Consider the following 21,016-nt stretch of genomic DNA (forward strand, 5'->3'; position numbering starts at 1 on the left):
TTAAAGTATTTATATAACCTTATTGAAGAAATTAGTTATTCTTAAATTCGCCAACAACTTCATTAGAATGTTCTAGTAACTTACGACCTTGGCGGCTTGACTGTGTAAGAGCAATAAACAAAATATCAATGACAAAATCTTGTGCCGTACGCGCTAAGATTGACGATAAACGTACAGACTCGCCTTCAGCAACCGAATAAAGTTTTACATCAGCTGAGTCAGCAACAAGGCTACTACCAAATTTAGTCACTGAGATCACCGAGCTTGAGTTTTTCTTAGCTTGTTTAACAACTTCGGCAATTTCGCGAGTCATACCTGACTCACTTATCGCGATAACCAAATCACCTTTTGAAAACGTCGCAACATATGCAAGTTGTGCATGGCCATCTGGCTCTGCAATAGCTGGCATACCGAGTTTTTGTAATTTATAAGAAAAATCTTTTGCAACCAGTGCTGAGCCACCTAAACCACAAATTAAAATGCGCTTTGCAGATTTTAATAGCTCTACCGCTTTTTCGACAGCTGGTGCTTCGTTGAGGTTTTTGGTTTCGGTTAACACCGCCAATTTACTGCTTAATAGTTTTTCGGCGATTTGCTCTAGCGAGTCATTCAGAGTGATCTTGCCATGTAGCTTAGGTTCGCTGCTTTCATCGTTAAGTGCATCAATTACCGCAAGTTTAAAAGCAGGGAAGCCTTTATAACCTAACTTTTGCGAAAACTTCACCACACTTGATTGGCTTACACCAACCACTTTTGCTAGTTCAACCGATGATAAATTACGAATGGCATTCGCTGAATTTAACGTAAAGTCAGCAAGCTTAGCTTCGCTGCTCGATAGAGATTGGCGTAAGGCTTTAATTTTTACAAAAGTAGACATAGGGCTCACTTTGTTTGCTTAACTTAGTCAAAACGCAAAGCGATGGTTCTATTATAAACACAGGGCTTGGGCGCATTGTTTGCTTAACACGACGACTTATTTTTGTTTTAGCAGACCTAAGTTTGGAATATTTTTCTTAATTTAGATGGAATAATATAGTTTTATTCCATAATAGATACAACTCTAATTATTGAGATAGCTCTATTTTTAGTAACTTAGCGATAATGTATGCTTTTTATTCTTTAATTGTGAAATAAAATATTTTACATGTTAAGTGGGTGTTGCTACTGTATTGCTGAGAATCGTCAACGCTTAAATCATCAGGTATGAATCTGTTATGAGTTTTACCCCTTTGAAAACATTACTTAAACAGCTGTGTTATCTAAGTAGTGCGGCATTATTAGTAAGCTGTGCCAGTAATCCATATACCTACACACAATCAGCTAATTACAGCCACCGTGTTAAGTTTTTAGTGATGCATTACACCGCCATTGATTACGAAAAATCAATGCGTGCGCTCGTGGATGAAGGGGGCTTAAGTTCACATTATTTATTACCTGAATCAGGCGACCCGAGTTATCCAAAAGATGAATTAGAAATTACTCAGCTGGTTGATGAGAAAGATAGGGCATGGCACGCCGGACGCAGTTTTTGGCAAGGCCGAGAAGATTTAAATGATCATTCTATTGGTATTGAAATAGTGAATGTACCAACCTGTCATATTCCTGAGCAAGCAAACCTTGCGATGGAAAATGACGCAAGTAAGTTATGTATTTTTCCTGACTATGATGCTAAACAAATAGAGCTACTAATAAAGCTTAGTAAAGATATTCTTGCTCGTAACCCAGATATCGGGCCAACTCAAGTTGTTGGCCATTCTGATATTGCCCCAAGCCGTAAGAACGACCCAGGCCCGCGTTTTCCTTGGTATCAACTTTATAAAGCAGGTATCGGTGCGTGGTACGACAGCGACACCGTTGATAAATATTGGCAGTTATTTAGCGCATCAAAACCTTCAGTTGAATTAATGCAAAAAGCACTACGCAGTTACGGCTATGAGGTGATTGCAACGGGTCAGCTTGATTCGCAAACGCTAGATGCTCTAAGTGCCTTTCAAATGCACTTTTTACCTTGGCATGTAAGCGGTAATAGTGATGCCAGAAGTGCGGCTGTGCTATTTGCATTACTAGATAAGTACTTCCCTAAAAAGCTAGAGCGATTATTTAAAGAATATCAGCAGCAACAGCAAGCGGTTGAGCCTGCGCCAAAAACACTGGCTAATGCACAAGTGATAGCGCGTATTCCGGCTCTTGATCCAAGCAGTCGCGCGCTTGTTAACGACCGAGGCACATTTACTGCCTATAAAGGTCGCGGTGAGATCATCATTGACAACCAAGATGCAACCAGTGCTGATATTTTCATTAATGGTGAAAAAATTAATATTGCCTCACCATTAACAGCCGAAAAAATATATCAATACAGTTTGGCTAAACGCACCCGCGATGGCATAAACACGTATAAAGTAGAAAGTGTATTGCCTGAAGGGGCAAGCTTAACCTTACGTTTTCCTTACCCAACGCTTGATAAAAACAGCACTCAAAAGCGTTTTAGTGCTGTTGATGAATTAATTAATCAAGAGGTTAAAGAGGGCTTTCCGGGCGCGGTACTCGCCGTTGTTAAAGATGGCAAGTTGATTAAACTAAGCCATTATGGCGCGGCTAAAAAGTACCATGCTGATGGCAGTGAACTTGCAAGCCCACAAGCTATGCAAAACGATACCTTGTTTGATATAGCTTCAAACTCAAAAATGTTTGCCACTAATTTTGCGCTGATGAAGCTTGCCAGCGAAGGTAAACTCGACGTAGAAAAACCACTGTTTTATTACCTACCAGAATTTAGAGGCAGCGGCCGTGAACAGCGTTTAGTAAAAGATTTACTCACCCACAGTGCGGGTTACCCTGCGGTGGTTGATTTTCATCGTAAAGACAATAAATTTGGTGAGCGCTTTTTTTCTCAAAACAGCCTGCGTACTAAAAACCTACTGTTAACAGGTGTCCCTTTCGTGGCTGGTCGTAACGTAAAACACCTATATTCTGATATCGATTATATGTTGCTTGGTGTACTGGTAGAGCGTATTAGTGGTATGGCGCTCGATACCTATGTAGAAAGCCAAATTTATCAGCCGCTTGGTTTAACGCATACGGTTTATAACCCATTGCAAAAGGGTTTTTTATCTTCGCAAATTGCCGCCACTGAAATTAACGGCAACACCCGAGGTGGTCGCATCGAGTTTGAAAATATTCGAACCGATGTACTGCAAGGTGAAGTACATGATGAAAAAGCATTTTATGCTTTAGGTGGTGTAGCGGGGCATGCTGGGCTTTTTAGTACCGCCGGTGATTTGTCTGTGCTTATGCAGGTACTACTCAATGGTGGCGGCTACGACAACAAGCAAATTTTTACGCCACAAGTACTTGAGCAATTCACAAACTCCCAAGCAAGTGATGAGACTTATGGTTTAGGATGGCGTAGAGCGGGGCATCAAGCGCGTAAATGGCATTTTGGCCCTTATGCTAGCCCGCGGGCTTTTGGTCATACCGGCTGGACAGGGACTGTGACCGTTATTGACCCAGAGTATGACCTTGCTATTGTGCTATTAACCAATGCCCGTCATTCACCGATTGAAGGTTCGCAAGAAAATTACCAGTTTGTCGGCAAGCGTTTCGAAACAGGTAAGTATGGCTCTATTATCTCACTGATTTATGAGAGTATATTAAATCACTAGTCGAATTAAGTTGAGTTTGGTGGCAAAGCCATTAAGCTTAGCGAGTTTTCGCATAATAAAAATAAAATGTTGTTCTTAATTTAAAAGGGTTTTTATGTCTTGGTATTCAATTTTACCACCCTTGATTGCTATCTTAATTGTGTTTTGGCGCAAAGAAGTGATCATGGCGTTATTGGTCGCGGTTGCGTCGTCTGAGTTTTTGCTTGCTCTGAATGGTGAAGGTAATACCTTGTTTTTCACCTTTATCAACACTATTGAGCGAGTCATTGAGGTTGCCAGCTCCCCTGGTAATAGCCGCATCCTTATTTTTAGTATCTTAATAGGTGCTTTACTTGCCTATATTCGTGAATCTGGTGGTGTAGCCGCGACGGTTAATTTGCTGATGAACAAAGGGGTGGCTAAAAGTAAGCGCCAAGTGGGCTACTTAACCATGTTCTCAGGTATTGCGGTATTTATTGAATCGAACTTAAGCGTATTAACCTCGGGAATTTTATCGCGTGGTTTATTCGATAAGTTTAAGATGAGCCGAGCACGCCTTGCTTATATTATCGATAGTACCAGCGCACCTGTGTGTATTTTAATCTTGCTAAATGGATGGGGCGCATACGTACTGGGCCTTCTTGGCAACTACGAAATGGAAGAGTCTGCGGTTTCGGTGTTGTGGGGCAGTATTGGTTATAACTTTTACGCCATTATCACTTTACTTATCGTGTTCTACACCATCACCTTTGACAAGGTACATGGCCCATTAAAGCAAGCAGAAGAAAACCTAGAGCAACAAGAAACCGAACTAACAGAAGAAGTGAAAGGTTCAAAAGCACGTTACATGCTTGTGCCTCTAATTACCTTAATTGGTAGTATGGTTGGTTTTATGTTTTGGACTGGCGATGGCGATATTGCCAGCGGTAGTGGTTCTAAATCAGTGCTGTATGCAACTATTTTAGCCTGTGTTGTAGCTTACTTTTTAATGATTAGCTCGCGTGAATTTACACACCATAAGCTGGTAGATATTGGCTTTAAAGGAATGGGGGAGTTACTGCCATTAGTGTCTATTGTATTGCTATCACTTACTTTGGGTGCAAGCTTAAAAGACTTAGGTACCGGTGTGTTTGTTGCAGGCCTAGTAGGTGATTTCTTACCTATTTACTTGGTTGTGCCAGTGCTCTTTATTACAGGTGCGGTAATTTCATTTACCACAGGCACCTCATGGGGCACATTCGCAATACTTATTCCAATTGGTGTACCGCTCATTCAAGCATTAGGTTTACCACCTTCATTGGTTATTGCTGCTATTTTAGGTGGTGGTGTGTTTGGCGATCACTGCTCGCCAATCTCAGATACCAGCGCGGTATCGGCCATTGCATCAGGGTGTGATCTATTAACTCACGTAAAAACCCAAATGCCATACGCCTTATTCGGCGGCGCATTAACCTTCATTGCTTACCTAGTAACGAGTATTATTGTTTTATAAAAGCTTAAAGCTGTAAGTCTTAAGTTATAAGTAAAAAACCACAGAGAAGTCTGTGGTTTTTTATTGCTTGTAACGTAAGTCGTCATTTATGGCGACACATGTCGAATCACTTATAAAGTGACGGGCTAAAGCCCGACCTACAAGAGTATGGATTGAGGCCATCGTGGGAAATAAATTTCACGCCTAAGGTATTCCTTTACTCTTTCCCCTTGTAACTCGCTAACTTGTTTTAAATCTGAAAGCTATGTTTTCGGTACAACTTTATAAACACCGACACCATCAACACCTAGATATAGGTCACCATTAGGGTGTGTGGCTAGGCTACGGACGCGACCTACACCTTCAAATACTTTGCTGTGGCCTGTTACTTTGTCACCATCAAGTTTTACCAAAACAAGGTGGCCAAACTTCATCGAACCTACGGCAATTTGGCCTTGCCACTGTGGGTATTTATCGCTGGTGATAAATTCCATCCCAGAAGGGGCAATTGAAGGCACCCAATACCAATCAGGTTGTTCCATTCCTTCGCGACTAGTTTCGTCGGTAATTTTCGTACCAATGTAGTTGATCCCATAAGTGATCTCAGGCCAACCATAGTTTGCACCTGCTTTAACTATGTTGATTTCATCGCCGCCACGAGGGCCATGTTCATGGCTCCAAATAACTCCCGTCTCAGGGTGCATTGCCATACCTTGTGGGTTACGGTGTCCATACGAATAAATACTTTTGTGAGTTGTTTTATGGTTATAAAACGGGTTTGATTTAGGGATAGAGCCATCGCTATTGATACGGTGAATTTTGCCCGCATCATAGTCTAGACTTTGTGGGTGAACGTCTCTTTTGCCACGGTCGCCAATAGAGAAGTACAAGTAACCTTGTTTGTCGAACTCAATACGCGAACCATAGTGTTTTGTTGTTTTAATATTTGGCTCGCCATCAAACAATAATTGTTGATCGACAAGAGCCATATCTTTAAAGCGGGCACGCATAATCGAGGTGTTATAACCCTCACCATCGCCCTCATAGCCCGAGTACGAAAAATAAATCCAGCCATTGTCGGCAAAGTTCGGATCAAGCTCTATATCTAATAAACCCCCTTGACCTTCATCATGTACTTTAGGTGTGCCTTTAACTGCTTGCTCAACGAGTTTGCCATCACGAATCAATCTAAGCTCGCCACGTCGATCAGTAACGAGTAAGTCACGCTCGTTAAGCCAAGCCATACCCCAAGGAATTTGAATACCTTCGCTTACTAATTCTAGTTTGTAGTTATTAGCGCTGGCATCCAGAGGAATCTTTTGCTCCGGCTGAGCACACGCTTGCAAGCTCGACAAGCTAATTGAGGCAATGATTAAACTGTTAAACAAAGACCTTTTCATGGTAACTCCATAATATTTAAACACGATGTTATTAGCCTAGCTGGTTCAGCATTAAATTGTTATTAACATTAGAGCAATGTGCGATTATCGGTAGGAAAAGCGAGGTAAAGAGTGGAGTATTAGCTGTCAGTCGTCAGTCGTCAGCCGTCAGTTTGAAATCTCGTGGAAACCATCGCGCGAAATAAATTTCACGCCTACGCGGGGTAACCCCGCTGCTACCTAAAAACTTGCGACTTTACTCTTGTAACTCGCTAACTTGTTTTAAATCTGAGAGCTGACGGCTGAGAGCTGATGTCTCGTTGAACCATCGCGCGAAATAACTTTCACGCCTACGCGGGGTAAACCCGCTGCTATCTAAAAACTTGCGACTTTACTCTTGTAGCTCGCTAGCTTTTTTAAATCTGAAAGCTGATGGCTCGTTGAACCATCGCGCGAAATAAATTTCACGCCTACGGTACTCCTTTACTCTTTCCCCTTGTAACTCGCTAACTTGTTTTAAATCTGAGAGCTGACGGCTGACCGCTGTTTTCAAGCTTTACACTTTTCCGCTTCATGAGTCAGCTGTTTGAGTGCAATGATTTGGCCTTGTTTGTTTTGGTCTAGGGCTAGTAAGTCACCTTGGTGAATATGAGTATCTAGGGTGCCGTGTTTTTGTAGTTCTTCAAGGAGTGATTGTTTAATTTGTACTATGACATTTTGCTCGCAGTCGGCGATATACCAGTCATTGTCAATACTGACTAGACGGCCGGTGAAGCTGGTGCGGGCTTGGTGATTGGCTAATGCTTGTTGGTAGTTCGCATCTAGGTTTTGTTTTTGTTGTTTAAGATTACTCACATAGCTGCCTTTGGCGTCGAGTTCATGTACCTCAAGCCATTGATAATCAGATAAATCCACGGCATAAACATGGGTTAATTCACGGTTATTGTATTGCAGCATGACAAAGCCAAGAATCGCTAAAGCAGCAAAAACACCGGTCATTTGTAGGCCTAAAAAGCGCTGTGGTCTTGGTGTTGCCGACTGTGGCTTTTGCATGTGTGAAAGCTCGTCGCTGCTTAAGCTGTGCTGTGCTTTACGCTTTTGAAAATGTGCTTTTAAATCAGCATCGAGTTGCTCGTCGTTACGCTTCATGATGGCCTCCTAGTTGTTGTTTCAGGTTTTGACGGGCATATCGCAGCCGAGTTTTAATGGTCTCTGGGTTACTTTGTGTGATAGCAACAATATCTTCGAGACTAAAGCCTTCTTGTTGTAATGTCAGCGCTTCACGTTGTACAAAGCTAAGCGCCATAAGTGCTTTATCAAAGGCTTCATAGTCGTAGTGATAACTTGCATCCTGAGATTCAGAAAATAGTTGGTTGTCTTCTAATTCAACGAACTTTTGCTGCTTACGAAATTCATCAATTAATAAATTACGTGCTAACCGAAAAAGCCACGCTTTTGGCTTGTTTTGATCATTGTAAAAGTCGCGTTTATCAATAACTTTTAACCAGGTTTGTTGGCATATATCAAGGGCAAGATCTTTATCACTTTGTGTAACTAGGTAGTGATAAAGATCGTTCCCATATTGAGCAACGAGTTGGTTAAGGTAACGGTTGTCGCCCGTTTTGGCATACTGCGCCAAACAATCTGTGTTTGGCTTGTCAAATAACCATGTCTTGATGCTCATTAGCATAGGCAGTTATCCATCTATTTTAAAATCAAGTTGAACGCTTTGGTTTGTTTGTAATTGTGCCACACCTTCAACTACTTTAGGGCGATATTTCCAACGTTTAATTGCACGAATTGCTTCACGGTCAAATACCCGTTTAGGCTCGGCATCAATAATAACAGGGTCAATCACTTCGCCAGTCGGTGAAATGCTAAAGCTAATTTGTACCCAACCTTCAATGCCATCACGAGCTGCTACTGGAGGGTACTTAGGGTTTATACGCACAATTGGTGTCGCATCTCCTGTTGGTTGGTTAATGCTTTTGCTAAGCGTGTCGCCAATGTTATCGAATGTCATTGTTGGTGTTAAATCAGCTACTACAACGGTATCTGTCGTATCAATCGTTGGGCGTGGCGGTACTTTTGGTGGCATTTTAGCAACTGGCGGTGGCGGCAGTGTTTGCTTTACTTGCACTTTTGAGTCTTCCGGTACTTCATAAATTTCAACCGTGATATCTGGGCCTGTTTTAACATCGGCTCTTTGCTCAGCAGAAATTAAGTACTGCATAAATGCAAATGCTGCAAAGGTCATGACACCGCCGCCAAGAATTGCTGCGGTTGTCTTTAAAGCAGCATTGCTGTTATTCAAGCTTGCTGAGTTTAGTGGTAAAGTATGCATAGCCGTTCCTCTTTGGATAATTGCTTTCATAGCTAAAACGGCTGGCAAATAAAAAAGGGGTGAAATTTTTTTCACTTTTTATTTTTCACAAGTTTTTTAGGTTGTTATGAAACTTATTCAAATAGATAAAGCCCGTTACCGTAAACATTTAAATCAAGTAATTATTGCTTGTGTAATTGCTTTAGCCGTTGGCAGTTTAGCCATTTCACAAACGTTAATAGCGTTATTTCCTGACCCAAGCGGTAGCCATTTTCATTGGAACCTATTAGGTGTTGTTGTGTGTAGTTTGCTGGTGGGCTTTGTGCTTAATAAATACCGCAATCATGATTACATGACTGAAATAGTCTATGTGTGGGAGCTTAAAAAAGCGCTGAATAAAATCACCCGTAAAATGCCAAAGTTAAAAGCAGCAGGGCGTGAGGGCAATGCAGATGCTTTATTAGCAATTCATTACAGCTATGCGGGATCACGTTTGTTATGGCAGCTTGATGACAACACTATTACCATGGATGAGTTGGCAATTAAGCAGGCAGAGCTTGATAGTGTTGCAGATAAATACAACCTCTCGCTTGATGCAGAACGTTATGATGAGTCAATCTTAAAGCAATTTTAAGGACGAATAATGAAAAAGGTTTTGATTGTTTGCTTAGGCAATATTTGTCGTTCACCTACTGCAGAAGCGGTACTTCGTAGTCGTGCCAAGGCGCTGGGTGTCAATGTTATAGTTGATTCTGCTGGCACCATTGGTTACCACCAAGGTAATCCACCTGATTCACGTTCAAAAGCAGCAGCCGAAAAGCGCGGTTATAGTTTTAAAGGCATCTATTCACGACCTGTGACTCAAGCTGATTTTCATGAGTTTGACTTAATTCTCGCAGCCGACAAGCAAAATCTTGCTGATTTACAAGCCCAGTGTCCAGAGCACTTACAATATAAGCTGTCGCTGTTTTTAAGTCATGGTGATGCAGGGGAGAGTGAGATCCCAGATCCCTATTATGGTGGCGATCAAGGCTTTGAAAAAGTACTCGATTTAATTGAGGACGCAGCCGATAACCTGCTTAAAAAGCTATAAAAAGGGTCGCATTGCGACCCTGTTATTTATCTTTTTATTTTAAAGTCTAATTGCACACGAGAAGTTGCAGCAATGGCTTGACCATTTTCAAACTTAGGCGCATAACGCCATTTTTTCATTGCTTTTACTGCTTCTCTTTCAAATGCAGTACCACCTTCAGAGTCAACCACAGTTATATTGTCTACAAAGCCTGACGGGGTTACTTCAAATTCCATCACGACAATGCCGTCTTCCATACGTTGTGCTTTTGACATTGGATATTTCGGTGGCACACGGTACAACGGCTCTTGTTCTTGGCTTTCTTTCCAAGGCACCATTTTGGCAATCGCTAAGCAATGCTTGGTTGCTTCGTCGCTTTTACCTGTTTTTTCGTATAAGTGAACCAACTTCGAATGGGCGTTTAATTCGGTTTGATGATCAAAGTCTAGCTCTTGATCAAATACGCTAACTACGTGATTCAATCGCTCAATGGCGGTGCTGTATTTACGTTGGTTTTCTGCGAATGCGGCAACTAAAAAGTCAGCGCTAATACGATCGACAGCGTTATTTGGTAAGTTTTCTTGGTAGTACTTATCGGCTTCTTCAAGATACTCCTTCGCTGTGTAATAGCGCTCGCCAGTGCCTTTGTAAGCAAGGATACGAGCGGCGGTCATTTTTGCATCAGCAACTAGCTTGTCTGAGTTTTGTTTTTCAGCAATAGCAATGACATCATCAAGATATGTATCAGCGCGCTTAGCTGAGGGAGTTGATTCTGCCATGCCGATTAATGAGTCATACACTTGCATACTTTGCTTGCCGTGGTTTTTTTCAAGTATTTCGTAGGCTGTGCGATATAACTCAAAGCGTTGTTCTTGTTCGCTTTTAGCAAGGCTGTTTGCATAGTTAATAGCAAGATTGGCGGTGTTGTCGGCGCTTTCACCATAAATTTCTTTGCCAAGCTCAAACGCTTTTTTGGCAAGCTCACTACTGTCTTGCTTATTTTCTACAGCAGCGACATAAGCGCGGTAGGTGTCGTTAAATTCTTGGGTGGTCGTTTCATTGGCAATGCCTTGCTGACTAAATAGTAATGCAACGAATAATGCCAGAGAGCTCTTTTTCATAATATTCCTTATTATTTTGCCCAAAGAACAGGGGATTAATACTTGTAGATGATAATTATTATCATCATTAGGTGCAAGGTAGCAAATTACAGTCGATGTGTCACTGTTTGGCTTTAAGGTACGTGTTGCGATTCACTGGACTCTTGATTGGCAAACTTGGCAGGCTTAGTAGCAGGGCGCTGCAAATTAGCACGAAGGCTTTTTTCATAATATTCCCTATTATTGTTGTTTTTATTAACGGTTTGAAAAAGGTTTACTGCTTTATTGAGATTAAACTAATCTATTTTTTCGAATATCTACAAAGGTTTATTTATTAATTTATTTTATTTCAAAGGTCTAACTCTAAAAAGTAGAGCTTTTAAGGTGTTTTTTAGCGCCACTAAAGCGAGGCGCAAAGCTCGTATCTTGGGGTGGTTTGAGTGTATAATACTTGAATTGCTGGTAACTGCCTCAATATTAGTTATCACTCGTCGTATGTTGCATTCTTACAACCTTCAAGCTGTTGTAATCACATTTGCAGTATCGCATTTATTTTTTAATTTGGATTTGTCGTGGCGCAAGTAAGAGCAAGAGTCCAGCTGAATGTTGGCAAAAACAGTGATATCCCTGCAGAAATCGTATCTTTCAGTGGCTTAAATGATGGCCAAGAACATGTTGCTTTAGTGTTTAATCAAGCTGACACAGAGCAAGATGTCCCTTTAATTCGTATGCATTCAGAGTGTTTAACGGGCGATGTATTCCATTCATCACGTTGTGATTGTGGTGAGCAATTAAATGAGTGTATCGAGATGATGCACCAACAAGGCGGTATTTTACTGTATTTACGCCAAGAGGGCCGTGGCATTGGTTTATACAATAAAATTGATGCTTACGTATTACAGTCGCAAGGCATGAATACGTACGAAGCGAATAACCACTTGGGTTTTGCTGATGATTTACGTGACTTTTCAGACGCGGTATTAATGCTTGAAGCACTCAATCAAAAGCACGTTAAGCTAATGACTAATAACCCAAATAAGCTTAAAGCACTGCGTGATGCAGGGATTGAAGTTGATTCAGTGGTTGGCACTCATGCGCACATTAAGGCGGGTGTGGTAGGTAACCGAGCTTACCTCGAAACGAAAATCAAACATGGTTCGCACATGCTTGATATTAAAAAAATTAAAAAGCCTGAGTAAATTTCACTACAGGTGACTATAAACAAGTAGCGCACCCAGTTATACTCGGTGCGTTTTGTCGTTATTGAATGAGAAACTATGTCGATCGAAGTACGTATTTTTAAAGCTGATGCGGGCGTTAAATGGTTTAAAGCTGGATGGGAAATCTTTAAGCTGCAACCTTTGACTTTTATTTTAATGCATCTGCTAATCGTGATAATTAGCTTTTTGGCATTGCTACTACCTTTACTACAAGTTGTTGGTGCGTTTGTGACGCCATTTTTGATGGCGGGTTTTTATCAAGCTGTGTTAACAAAGCAGCAAGGCGGGACTGTCAGCCAAGCTGATATTTTTAAACCCTTTAGTAATAAGGGGAACCGTATAGGTTTAGTGCGTGTGGCTGTGTATCAGATGGCGGCAGGTATTTTATTGGCCTTACTGTCTAATTTCATTTTTGCAGATGCCTACGCAGTTATTTCGAGTCAGACTTTTGATCCACAAAACCAATCACATATTGCAGATTTATTGGCAACCATTTCAATGGGACAAGTTGCGGTATTCTTAGTGGCGATCTGTGTGTATTTAACCGCTTTTGCCTATGCAGTGCCTTTGGTTTATTTTCAAAAACAAAGCAATATGTTTCAGGTTTTAAAAACCTCATTCATGGTGTTTTACCATAATATGGCACCATTGAGTGTTTATGGCCTAATTTGCGCCGTTTTAATGGTGATCTGTATTCCTTTATCGTTTATTCCACTATTGGTTTTAATGCCAATTTGTTACATTAGCTTCTTCGTGTCTTTTCAGGCCATTTTTATGCCAGTTGTACCAAAAGGTGATGACCAAACAAAAGCACCTGAAGCGCCCTCACAATCAGGACGCTTTGACGCGTAATGGATGATAAAGAACAAAAGTTAAAAAATTACGTACTTTGGTTATTGTCTCGACAAGATTATTCGCGTCGGGATTTAACGCGAAAGTTACAGCAAAAAGAGGCGACGCCCGAGTTCACAGAGCGCTTGTTAGATTGGTGTGAATCACACAACTTTATTAACGAACAGCGCTATTGCGAAGGGTTTGTACGCCGCCATTTAGCTAAGTATCATGGTGTAAAACGCATTCAGAGCGAAGCAATGGCAAAAGGGATAGACCGAGCACTATTAGATAAGACGCTCGAGGAGTTCGAAGTCGATTGGTTCGAACTCGCAAAGGACGCATATTTAAAGAAGTTTTCAAATTCAGGTAAAGAACTCGACCAGAAAGAAAGAGCGAAACGTGTACGCTACTTGATGTATCGAGGCTTTAATTACGAACAAATTGATTTTGCAATGCAAGCACAGCAATAAACGGGTGAGATTTTCACATGCAGCATATGACTACCGCACAGATCAGGCAACAGTTCTTAGACTTTTTTGCCTCTAAACAACACCAAATTGTTCCTTCAAGCTCGCTGATCCCGGGTAACGATGCCACGTTATTATTCAATAACGCCGGTATGGTGCAATTTAAAGATGTATTTTTAGGTGCGGAAAGCCGCCCTTATTCACGTGCAACCAGCTCACAACGTTGTGTGCGTGCCGGTGGTAAACATAACGACCTTGAAAACGTAGGTTACACTGCACGTCACCATACATTCTTCGAAATGTTAGGTAACTTCAGCTTTGGTGATTACTTCAAGCAAGACGCAATCAAGTTTGCTTGGGAGTTTTTAACTGATGTTGTAAAACTACCTCAAGAAAAGCTACTTGTTACCATTTACCACGATGATGAAGAAGCCTTCAACATTTGGCATAAAGAAGTGGGTCTAAGTGAAGACCGTATTATTCGCATTGCAACCAGCGATAACTTCTGGTCAATGGGTGATACAGGTCCTTGTGGTCCATGTTCTGAAATCTTTTACGATCACGGTGAAGAAATTTGGGGTGGTCCTCCAGGTTCACCTGAAGAAGACGGTGACCGTTTCATCGAGATCTGGAACCTAGTATTTATGCAGTATAACCGCCATGCCGACGGTACAATGGAGCCGCTTCCTAAGCAGTCTGTTGATACAGGTATGGGTCTTGAGCGTATCTCTGCAATTTTACAAGGCGTGCACTCAAACTACGAAATCGATTTATTCCAAGCTCTTATTGCTGCTGCGGCTAAAGTAACAAACGCACAAGATTTAGATGATAAATCGTTACGCGTTGTGGCAGACCACATTCGTTCGTGTGCGTTCTTAGTATCTGACGGCGTTATGCCATCAAACGAAGGCCGTGGTTATGTACTACGTCGTATTATTCGTCGTGCCGTTCGTCATGGTAACAAGCTAGGCGCAAAAGGTGCATTCTTCTACAAGTTAGTTGCTGCACTAATTGAGCAAATGGGTCAAGCGTACCCAGAGCTTGCTAAGCAACAAGAAATTATTGAAAAAGTACTGCGTATCGAAGAAGAGCAGTTTGGTAAAACACTTGAGCGTGGTCTGGCTATTTTAGAAGAAAGCCTAACTGACATCGAAGGTGATGTGATCCCAGGTGACTTAGTATTCAAACTTTACGATACTTACGGTTTCCCAGCAGACTTAACGGCAGACGTGGCGCGTGAGCGTTTCATGACGATTGATGAGCACGGCTTCCAAGAGTGCATGGCTGTTCAGCGTAAGCAAGCACAGCAAGCTGGTAAGTTTGGTGCTGATTACAACCAACAACTTAAGTCTGAAAAACACACAGACTTTAAAGGTTACGATGCAGAGCATTACACAGGTACTGTGGTTGAGCTTTTCTCAGAAGGTCAATCGGTTTCTGTACTTGAAGATGGTCAAGAAGGTATCGCAATCTTAGACCGCACACCGTTTTATGCTGAATCAGGTGGTCAGGTTGGTGACACGGGTGTGTTAAAAGTTGCTGGCGGTGAGTTTGTAGTGACTAACACCACGAAACTTGGTAATGCATTTGCACACCATGGTCGTGTACAAGGCCGTATTGGTACAAACGATAAAGCAGAGGCAACAATTGATGCAGCACGTCGCGATAGCATCAAGAAAAACCACACTGCAACACACATTTTACATGAAACGTTACGTCAAATTTTAGGTGAGCACGTAAATCAAAAAGGTTCACTTGTTGACCCTGAGCGTTTACGTTTTGACTTCTCTCACTTTGAAGCGGTAACAAAAGACGAATTACGCCAAATCGAGCGCGCAGTAAACGATGAAATCCGTCGTAACTTTGCTCTTGAAACTGAGCTAATGGCTATCGAAGATGCTAAAGCAAAAGGTGCAATGGCATTATTCGGTGAAAAATACGACGACGAAGTGCGCGTAGTAACCATTGGTGACTACTCAATCGAGCTATGTGGTGGTACTCACGTTAAGCGTGCAGGTGATATTGGTTTATTTAAAATCGTATCAGAAAGCGGTATCGCAGCCGGTATCCGCCGTATTGAAGCGGTAACGGGTGCTGAAGCGGTTGCTTATGTAAGTGAGCAAGAGCAACAACTAAACGATGTTGCAGCACTAGTTAAAGGTGATAGCAGCACAGTACTTGAAAAAGTAACTGCGTTACTTGAGAAATCAAAAGGCCTAGAGAAGCAAATTGCACAGCTTAACGACAAGCTAGCAAGTGCGGCTGGTGCATCGTTACTTGACTCTGTTGTTGAAGTGAACGGTATTAAACTACTGGTTGCTGATGTTGCAGGTACTGAGTCTAAAGCACTTCGTGGCATGGTTGATGACCTGAAAACGAAGATTGGTTCAGGTGTTATTGCCCTTGGCGTAGCTAATGGCGACAAAGTAAGCCTAATTGCAGGTGTAACTAAAGACCTAACAGGTAAAGTGAAAGCCGGTGAGCTTGTAAATCACATGGCTGCACAAGTAGGCGGTAAGGGCGGTGGTCGTCCTGATATGGCGCAAGCAGGTGGTACTCAGCCAGAGAACCTAGCTGCAGCCTTAGAAAGTGTAACTGGTTGGTTATCTGAGCGTTCTTAACTACTAGTGGCACTTATCGTCCAAAAATTCGGTGGCACCTCAGTTGGCTCAATAGAGCGAATTGAGGCCGTCGCCGACCTTGTTGTAAAAACCAAGCAACAAGGCCATCAAGTTGTGGTGGTGCTCTCGGCGATGTCGGGAGAAACTAACCGTCTAATTGAACTCGCTAAACAAATCGATTCTCGACCCAGTGCTCGTGAGCTTGATGTATTGCTAACTACCGGTGAGCAAGTGTCAGTTTCTCTACTTGCAATGGCTATCATTAAACGTGGTCACTCAGCGGTAAGCTTACTTGCTGATCAGGTCAACATTCGCACCGATAACATGTTTGGTAAAGCGCGTATTGAAGAGGTTGCTGCGACTCGTCTTAAGCATGAACTTGAGCATAACCGTATTGCCATTATAGCGGGCTTTCAGGGCCGTGATATCGAAGGCAATATCACTACGCTTGGTCGCGGTGGTACTGATACCTCTGCGGTTGAGATTGCTGGCGCTATCAATGCCGACGAATGTCAAATTTACACCGATGTTGATGGGGTATACACCACCGACCCGCGCATTGAACCAAATGCGCGACGTATGAGCCATGTCACTTTCGAAGAAATGCTCGAAATGGCCAGTCTTGGGGCTAAGGTGCTGCATATTCGTAGTGTCGAAGCTGCAGGAAAATATAATATACCGCTCAGAGTGTTATCGAGTTTTAACCCGGATCAAGGGACCTTGATCAGTTTTGAGGAGCCGGATGTGCAAGCAAACATTGTGTCGGGTATCGCCTTTAATCGTGACGAAAGTTTGATTTACGTTAATGGTGTGCACCAAGGAACGGAAAACCTTGCAAAAATTTTGAAACTTTTTGCAGAATTCGGCATCGAAATAGATATGATTAATCAAGTTAATCATAACTTTGAAAAAATAGACTATGCTTTTACTGTGCACACGAATGATTTTGAGCAAGCGCTTGAAATTTTGACCAGTAACCAAGATGGTATCAGCGCAGAATCTATTAAAGGGATCAGCAATGTTGCCAAGGTGTCTGCAGTAGGTGTAGGGATGAAATCTCACTCTGGTGTGGCAAGTTTGTTTTTTAATGCCCTTGCCGATGAAAACATCAAAGTGATGCTTGTATCGACATCAGAAATTAAGATATCAGTTTTAATTGACGAAAAGTATTTAGAACTGGCTGTACGTGCGCTGCACAAAGTTTTTTTAACTGAAAATGAATAAGATCTAGAGTTTTTACTTACTTTTAAGTCTATATTTCATTAGAATGTTTTTGACGCGGAATCTTTTAATTTTTTGGAACATGGGAGCAAGAGAATGCTAATACTAACTCGTAGAGTAGGTGAAACCCTTATGATCGGTGACGAAGTAACAGTTACTGTTCTTGGTGTTAAAGGAAATCAAGTTCGCATTGGTGTAAATGCACCTAAAGATGTATCAGTACATCGTGAAGAAATCTACATGCGAATCCAAGCAGAGAAATCTAACCCAAATCCGGGCAACGTTTAATCAGCGACAGATATTTTTAAGAGCCACTCACTGAGTGGCTCTTTTATTTAGTTCTGCTGTCATTTCATCATTTAGCGCTTGTTTAGAAATATATTGCATACCGCGCTGAGCCTTTAAAATATAACCTCGCTCAGTTTCAATAATCTCACTAATTTGTTGCCAGCTTAATTGGTAGCTTTTATGCGGGTTTTCGGCTTTAACGCCTTCATCATCAAATACGACAGTCACTTCGCTACCCGATGCACGACTCATCATTTGTCTTGCGACCCACCATGGGCGTTTGTAGTAAAACGATAAGCACTCAACCACGGCAAGCATAATCATAAAGCTGCCTAAATAATGATTATCTAATTGATAAAAAGCTAATAAGCCTAAGGTTATTAATAATACCAATAGCGGGTATTTAGGCTTAGCTTGTGATGAATAAGGTAAAGACTCATCAAAGCATTCGTAATAATACGGTTTATCTAATTTGTAAGTTGTACTTAAAGTCATTTGTGGGCTCACTTAATTTGCTGGCGGCAGTTTAACATTGATAGAAAAAATCTTCCGTAGTTGGTTTTCATTTAGTTGTCATTGTGAGAGCTTAAGGTATGCGTATTTTAAAGGTGTAAGTTGTATGTTTGTTAGTTCAATGTCATTAGTACTTGCAATGACCACAAATACTTTTTTAGTTATGGGCGATATGCCATACACCCCGATTGATGAAATCAATCTCGCCAAAGACGGAAAAATTACCAAGGCAATCGCAGCAACACCTCATGGCTTTTTAATGCATCTTGGTGACATGAAATCGGGAGCGCTTGCTTGCACGAATGAACTTTTGCAAAGTAATAAAGCGTTATTAACGTCGTTGACCACACAGCCTTTTATTTATACCCCCGGTGATAATGAATGGACCGATTGCGACCGAGAAAAGCTATCGGTGCGCTTTGATGAGCTTGAACGGCTAAGCTTTGTTAAAGGCTTGATGTTCGACGATGCTTATACAAAAAAAGCACAGCAACTTCAGGGTTATGCAACCCAAGCTGAAATGCTAGAAAATGCCCGCTGGCAGTTTAATGGTATTGAGTTTCGTACCTTACATATACCGGGCACTTTTAATGGTCGCTCACAAATTTTAAAAAGTGATAAAAACGCTGCACTAGATGCCGCCGACAAGCGTGATAAGTACAACTTAACTTGGTTAAAACAAGCGCTTGTTCAACAAGACGCTAAGGCCTATGTATTTGGTTTTCAGGCTGATATTTACCACCCGACCAGTAAACCTGCTTGCAGTGAATCACAACGCTCTAATTGTGATGCATTTAAAATATACCGAGATGCCATCAGCGATTTCGCAAAGCACACCAATAAGCCTGTACTTGTAATGCATGGCGATACCGGCCCATATTGTCAGCAGCAGCTAGCGAGTAACTTAACGCGTTTAAATGTACCTGGCGACTTTGCTGTAAGTGATGTCGCAAAGGTGAGTTTTATCGACGGCCAGTGGCATATAGCGAGTGTAACGACAAACAAGCCTCTTACAATGGGTTGTAAGTAATATCGTAGGTTGGTTAGAGCGGAGCGAAACCCAACAAATTAATGAGTTTCTAGGGGAAAGAGTAAAGTTTCGAGTTTCTAGAGAAAGGAGCCATCAGCTTTCAGCCGTCAGCTATCAGATTAAAACCCAACAAGTTAGCGAGTTTGAGGCTCACGTAGGCGTGAAATTTATTTCGCGCGATGTTTCTTAAATCTACGTGTAAGTCGTAGGTCGGGCTTTAGCCCGTCAGGTATGAGTGATAAAACATGTGTCGCCATAAATGACGACCTACGTGACGTAGGGTAGAGCGGAGCTGAACCCAACAAGTTAGCGAGCTTCTAGGGGAAAGAAGTAAAGTTAGCGAGTTTGAGGCTCACGTAGGCGTGAAATTTATTTCGCGCGATGTTTCTTAAATCTACGTGTAAGTCGTAGGTCGGGCTTTAGCCCGTCAAGTATGAGTGATAAAACATGTGTCGCCATAAATGACGACCTACGTGACGTAGGTTAGAGCGGAGCTGAACCCAACAAGTTAGCGAGCTTCTAGGGGAAAGAGTAAAGTTAGCGAGTTTAAGGCTCACGTAGGCGTGAAATTTATTTCGCGCGATTTTCTCAATTAATACGGCTGTAAGTCGGGCTTTAGCCCATCAAGTATGAGTGATAAAACATGTGTCGCCATAAATGGCGACCTACGTGACGTAGGTAGAGCGGAGCGAAACCCAACAAGTTAACGGGTTTCTAGGGGAAAGAGTAAAGTTAGCAAGCTCCTTGACACAAGCAGCAGGCAGACTAGAGTTGCTAACTTGCTAACTTGCTAACTTGCTAACTTGCTAACTTGCTAACTTGCTAACTTGCTAACTTGCTAACTTGCTAACTTGCTAACTTGCTAACTTGCTAACTTGCATACACAAAAAAGCGGCACTTGGCCGCTCTTCTTAAGTAAGGTTGTTTTTAGCAGTTAGTTTCTTCTGCGTTAACACCTTCTTTTACTTCTTCACATGCATCTTCAACTGCATTTTGTGTATCAGTAATTGCTTCATCAATACGCTCACCTGCGTCTTCAGCAGAGTTGTCTTCACAACCCATGATGAATAAACCTGAAAATAGGGCGATAGTAGCGGCTTTTAAAGTTGAATTTTTCATAATGAAATTCCTTGTAAATTTAAAATAAAGTAAGTGGTTATCTGCTTTTAACTACTTAGGGACACTGCCTCTAAGTGCTCCTGATACCAGCGAAATAACTAGTAATACTAAAAATATAAAAAAGATAATCTTAGCGATGCCTGCAGCGGCTCCTGCGATACCGCCAAAACCTAACACTGCTGCGATTAACGCGATAACTAAAAAAGTAATTGTCCAGCGTAACATAGTGGTCTCCTTGGCTATTTAAATTTTCTTAAGTTCGATGTAACTAAAGCGAGTTCTGTGCCATAAGTTTTATTTTATATATTTCAAAGGGTTGAGTGTTTTTGTTGTTCTTGAGAGGGTTCATCATTTGGTAACTTTTACGAGTAAGCATGTAACTTATTCATAGTGATATTTTTTCATATTGAGCTGAATGAAGAAAAAGAGTATTTCTGTGATTATTGGTAAGACCAATTTAACTTTGTTGTAAGGTAATAGCTCTAACACCTTGTTGTGCGTGGTTTTTAGGCTTTTTACTATGATTGGTTAATAGCTGAACATATAACGTTTGGCTATATTGACTATTTATATCATCTATAACGGGGCTTTAAATGCGCTAATAGTAGGGTGTTAATTATATGTGCGTCATGTTATTTTAAATTTAATTGGTTTTACCAATTTACAATGGTGCTATACAAATGAATTTTGTTTGTTATTATTGGTGCATAATTATTT

General features: G+C 41.5%; 20 protein-coding genes. 11 read left to right on the forward strand and 9 right to left on the reverse strand.

Annotated features, from left to right (window positions below; genetic code table 11):
- Positions 1–31: 31 nt before the first annotated feature.
- Positions 32–877, reverse strand: a complete 846-nt coding sequence (locus tag L1D51_RS13110) for a MurR/RpiR family transcriptional regulator (RefSeq protein ID WP_054560797.1) — start codon at positions 875–877, stop codon at positions 32–34.
- 337 nt (positions 878–1,214) lie between these two features.
- On the opposite strand from L1D51_RS13110, the gene pbp4b reads away from it, so the two are divergent.
- Together pbp4b and L1D51_RS13120 are read left to right on the forward strand one after the other, a co-directional pair.
- On the forward strand, positions 1,215–3,662 hold the full coding sequence (pbp4b, locus tag L1D51_RS13115) for a penicillin binding protein PBP4B (RefSeq protein WP_239963853.1): 2,448 nt from the start codon (positions 1,215–1,217) through the stop codon (positions 3,660–3,662).
- 94 nt (positions 3,663–3,756) lie between these two features.
- The gene (locus L1D51_RS13120) at positions 3,757–5,133 is read left to right on the forward strand and encodes a Na+/H+ antiporter NhaC family protein (RefSeq protein ID WP_054560796.1); all 1,377 of its coding nucleotides are present in this window, start codon (positions 3,757–3,759) and stop codon (positions 5,131–5,133) included.
- Between the two features lie 242 nt (positions 5,134–5,375).
- On the opposite strand, the gene L1D51_RS13125 is transcribed toward L1D51_RS13120, so the two are convergent.
- From L1D51_RS13125 to L1D51_RS13140, 4 genes are all read right to left on the reverse strand, one after another.
- Entirely contained in the window at positions 5,376–6,512 is a 1,137-nt protein-coding gene (locus L1D51_RS13125) for a PQQ-dependent sugar dehydrogenase (protein ID WP_239963854.1), read from the reverse strand.
- 528 nt (positions 6,513–7,040) lie between these two features.
- A complete protein-coding gene (locus L1D51_RS13130) occupies positions 7,041–7,640 on the reverse strand; it encodes a hypothetical protein (RefSeq protein ID WP_239963855.1) in 600 nt (199 codons plus the stop codon).
- Positions 7,630–8,181, reverse strand: coding sequence for an RNA polymerase sigma factor (locus L1D51_RS13135; RefSeq protein ID WP_239963856.1), 552 nt, complete (start codon positions 8,179–8,181; stop codon positions 7,630–7,632). The genes L1D51_RS13130 and L1D51_RS13135 overlap by 11 nt, the downstream gene beginning before the upstream one ends.
- 6 nt (positions 8,182–8,187) lie before the next feature.
- A complete protein-coding gene (locus L1D51_RS13140) occupies positions 8,188–8,835 on the reverse strand; it encodes an energy transducer TonB (RefSeq protein ID WP_055022028.1) in 648 nt (215 codons plus the stop codon).
- A gap of 106 nt (positions 8,836–8,941) precedes the next feature.
- Here L1D51_RS13140 and L1D51_RS13145 point away from each other — a divergent pair, with 106 nt between their 5' ends.
- Positions 8,942–9,448: a DUF3087 domain-containing protein gene (locus L1D51_RS13145; protein WP_058585678.1), complete on the forward strand. Its 507-nt coding sequence runs from the start codon at positions 8,942–8,944 to the stop codon at positions 9,446–9,448.
- Between the two features lie 9 nt (positions 9,449–9,457).
- The gene (locus L1D51_RS13150) at positions 9,458–9,907 is read left to right on the forward strand and encodes a low molecular weight protein-tyrosine-phosphatase (RefSeq protein WP_055022026.1); all 450 of its coding nucleotides are present in this window, start codon (positions 9,458–9,460) and stop codon (positions 9,905–9,907) included.
- A 26-nt stretch (positions 9,908–9,933) separates the two neighbouring features.
- Here L1D51_RS13150 and L1D51_RS13155 read toward each other — a convergent pair whose 3' ends face one another.
- Positions 9,934–11,007, reverse strand: coding sequence for a TonB family protein (locus tag L1D51_RS13155; protein ID WP_239963857.1), 1,074 nt, complete (start codon positions 11,005–11,007; stop codon positions 9,934–9,936).
- 551 nt (positions 11,008–11,558) lie between these two features.
- On the opposite strand from L1D51_RS13155, the gene L1D51_RS13160 reads away from it, so the two are divergent.
- The 6 genes from L1D51_RS13160 to csrA all read left to right on the forward strand — a co-directional run bounded on the left by L1D51_RS13160 (position 11,559) and on the right by csrA (position 17,637).
- Positions 11,559–12,185: a GTP cyclohydrolase II gene (locus L1D51_RS13160; RefSeq protein WP_054551277.1), complete on the forward strand. Its 627-nt coding sequence runs from the start codon at positions 11,559–11,561 to the stop codon at positions 12,183–12,185.
- A 78-nt stretch (positions 12,186–12,263) separates the two neighbouring features.
- Positions 12,264–13,058 (forward strand): BPSS1780 family membrane protein, encoded by a 795-nt coding sequence (locus L1D51_RS13165; RefSeq protein WP_054560784.1) that lies wholly within the window; start codon positions 12,264–12,266, stop codon positions 13,056–13,058.
- Entirely contained in the window at positions 13,058–13,510 is a 453-nt protein-coding gene (locus L1D51_RS13170) for a regulatory protein RecX (RefSeq protein WP_054551279.1), read from the forward strand. The genes L1D51_RS13165 and L1D51_RS13170 overlap by 1 nt, the downstream gene beginning before the upstream one ends.
- Before the next feature lie 17 nt (positions 13,511–13,527).
- Complete coding sequence (gene alaS, locus L1D51_RS13175; protein ID WP_058585668.1) at positions 13,528–16,128, forward strand: alanine--tRNA ligase; 2,601 nt, start codon at positions 13,528–13,530, stop codon at positions 16,126–16,128.
- Positions 16,129–16,134: 6 nt separating this feature from the next.
- A complete protein-coding gene (locus L1D51_RS13180; RefSeq protein WP_239963858.1) occupies positions 16,135–17,352 on the forward strand; it encodes an aspartate kinase in 1,218 nt (405 codons plus the stop codon).
- Between the two features lie 93 nt (positions 17,353–17,445).
- A complete protein-coding gene (gene csrA / locus L1D51_RS13185) occupies positions 17,446–17,637 on the forward strand; it encodes a carbon storage regulator CsrA (protein WP_036970495.1) in 192 nt (63 codons plus the stop codon).
- 27 nt (positions 17,638–17,664) lie between these two features.
- Here the strand turns inward: csrA and L1D51_RS13190 are convergent, their stop codons facing one another.
- Entirely contained in the window at positions 17,665–18,132 is a 468-nt protein-coding gene (locus L1D51_RS13190) for a YcxB family protein (protein WP_055022042.1), read from the reverse strand.
- Positions 18,133–18,256: 124 nt separating this feature from the next.
- On the opposite strand from L1D51_RS13190, the gene L1D51_RS13195 reads away from it, so the two are divergent.
- Positions 18,257–19,180, forward strand: coding sequence for a hypothetical protein (locus L1D51_RS13195; protein WP_239963859.1), 924 nt, complete (start codon positions 18,257–18,259; stop codon positions 19,178–19,180).
- A 927-nt stretch (positions 19,181–20,107) separates the two neighbouring features.
- Here L1D51_RS13195 and L1D51_RS13200 read toward each other — a convergent pair.
- Positions 20,108–20,299 carry a hypothetical protein gene (locus L1D51_RS13200; protein WP_054551284.1) on the reverse strand — a complete coding sequence of 64 codons (192 nt, stop codon included), beginning with the start codon at positions 20,297–20,299 and terminating at the stop codon, positions 20,108–20,110.
- 51 nt (positions 20,300–20,350) lie between these two features.
- Positions 20,351–20,524 (reverse strand): DUF1328 domain-containing protein, encoded by a 174-nt coding sequence (locus L1D51_RS13205; protein ID WP_064971747.1) that lies wholly within the window; start codon positions 20,522–20,524, stop codon positions 20,351–20,353.
- Between the last annotated feature and the right edge of the window lie 492 nt (positions 20,525–21,016).

It is taken from the genome of Pseudoalteromonas shioyasakiensis, assembly GCF_022398475.1.
Classification (GTDB): Bacteria; Pseudomonadota; Gammaproteobacteria; order Enterobacterales; family Alteromonadaceae; genus Pseudoalteromonas.

Excerpts from the sequence above, each read along its gene's own strand:
- L1D51_RS13110 (WP_054560797.1), bottom strand. The coding sequence starts at position 877 with ATGTCTACTTTTGTAAAAATTAAAGCCTTACGCCAATCTCTATCGAGC.
- pbp4b (WP_239963853.1), top strand. The coding sequence starts at position 1,215 with ATGAGTTTTACCCCTTTGAAAACATTACTTAAACAGCTGTGTTATCTA.
- L1D51_RS13120 (WP_054560796.1), top strand. The coding sequence starts at position 3,757 with ATGTCTTGGTATTCAATTTTACCACCCTTGATTGCTATCTTAATTGTG.
- L1D51_RS13125 (WP_239963854.1), bottom strand. The coding sequence starts at position 6,512 with ATGAAAAGGTCTTTGTTTAACAGTTTAATCATTGCCTCAATTAGCTTG.
- L1D51_RS13130 (WP_239963855.1), bottom strand. The coding sequence starts at position 7,640 with ATGAAGCGTAACGACGAGCAACTCGATGCTGATTTAAAAGCACATTTT.
- L1D51_RS13135 (WP_239963856.1), bottom strand. The coding sequence starts at position 8,181 with ATGCTAATGAGCATCAAGACATGGTTATTTGACAAGCCAAACACAGAT.
- L1D51_RS13140 (WP_055022028.1), bottom strand. The coding sequence starts at position 8,835 with ATGCATACTTTACCACTAAACTCAGCAAGCTTGAATAACAGCAATGCT.
- L1D51_RS13145 (WP_058585678.1), top strand. The coding sequence starts at position 8,942 with ATGAAACTTATTCAAATAGATAAAGCCCGTTACCGTAAACATTTAAAT.
- L1D51_RS13150 (WP_055022026.1), top strand. The coding sequence starts at position 9,458 with ATGAAAAAGGTTTTGATTGTTTGCTTAGGCAATATTTGTCGTTCACCT.
- L1D51_RS13155 (WP_239963857.1), bottom strand. The coding sequence starts at position 11,007 with ATGAAAAAGAGCTCTCTGGCATTATTCGTTGCATTACTATTTAGTCAG.
- L1D51_RS13165 (WP_054560784.1), top strand. The coding sequence starts at position 12,264 with ATGTCGATCGAAGTACGTATTTTTAAAGCTGATGCGGGCGTTAAATGG.
- L1D51_RS13170 (WP_054551279.1), top strand. The coding sequence starts at position 13,058 with ATGGATGATAAAGAACAAAAGTTAAAAAATTACGTACTTTGGTTATTG.
- alaS (WP_058585668.1), top strand. The coding sequence starts at position 13,528 with ATGCAGCATATGACTACCGCACAGATCAGGCAACAGTTCTTAGACTTT.
- csrA (WP_036970495.1), top strand. The coding sequence starts at position 17,446 with ATGCTAATACTAACTCGTAGAGTAGGTGAAACCCTTATGATCGGTGAC.
- L1D51_RS13190 (WP_055022042.1), bottom strand. The coding sequence starts at position 18,132 with ATGACTTTAAGTACAACTTACAAATTAGATAAACCGTATTATTACGAA.
- L1D51_RS13195 (WP_239963859.1), top strand. The coding sequence starts at position 18,257 with ATGTTTGTTAGTTCAATGTCATTAGTACTTGCAATGACCACAAATACT.
- L1D51_RS13200 (WP_054551284.1), bottom strand. The coding sequence starts at position 20,299 with ATGAAAAATTCAACTTTAAAAGCCGCTACTATCGCCCTATTTTCAGGT.
- L1D51_RS13205 (WP_064971747.1), bottom strand. The coding sequence starts at position 20,524 with ATGTTACGCTGGACAATTACTTTTTTAGTTATCGCGTTAATCGCAGCA.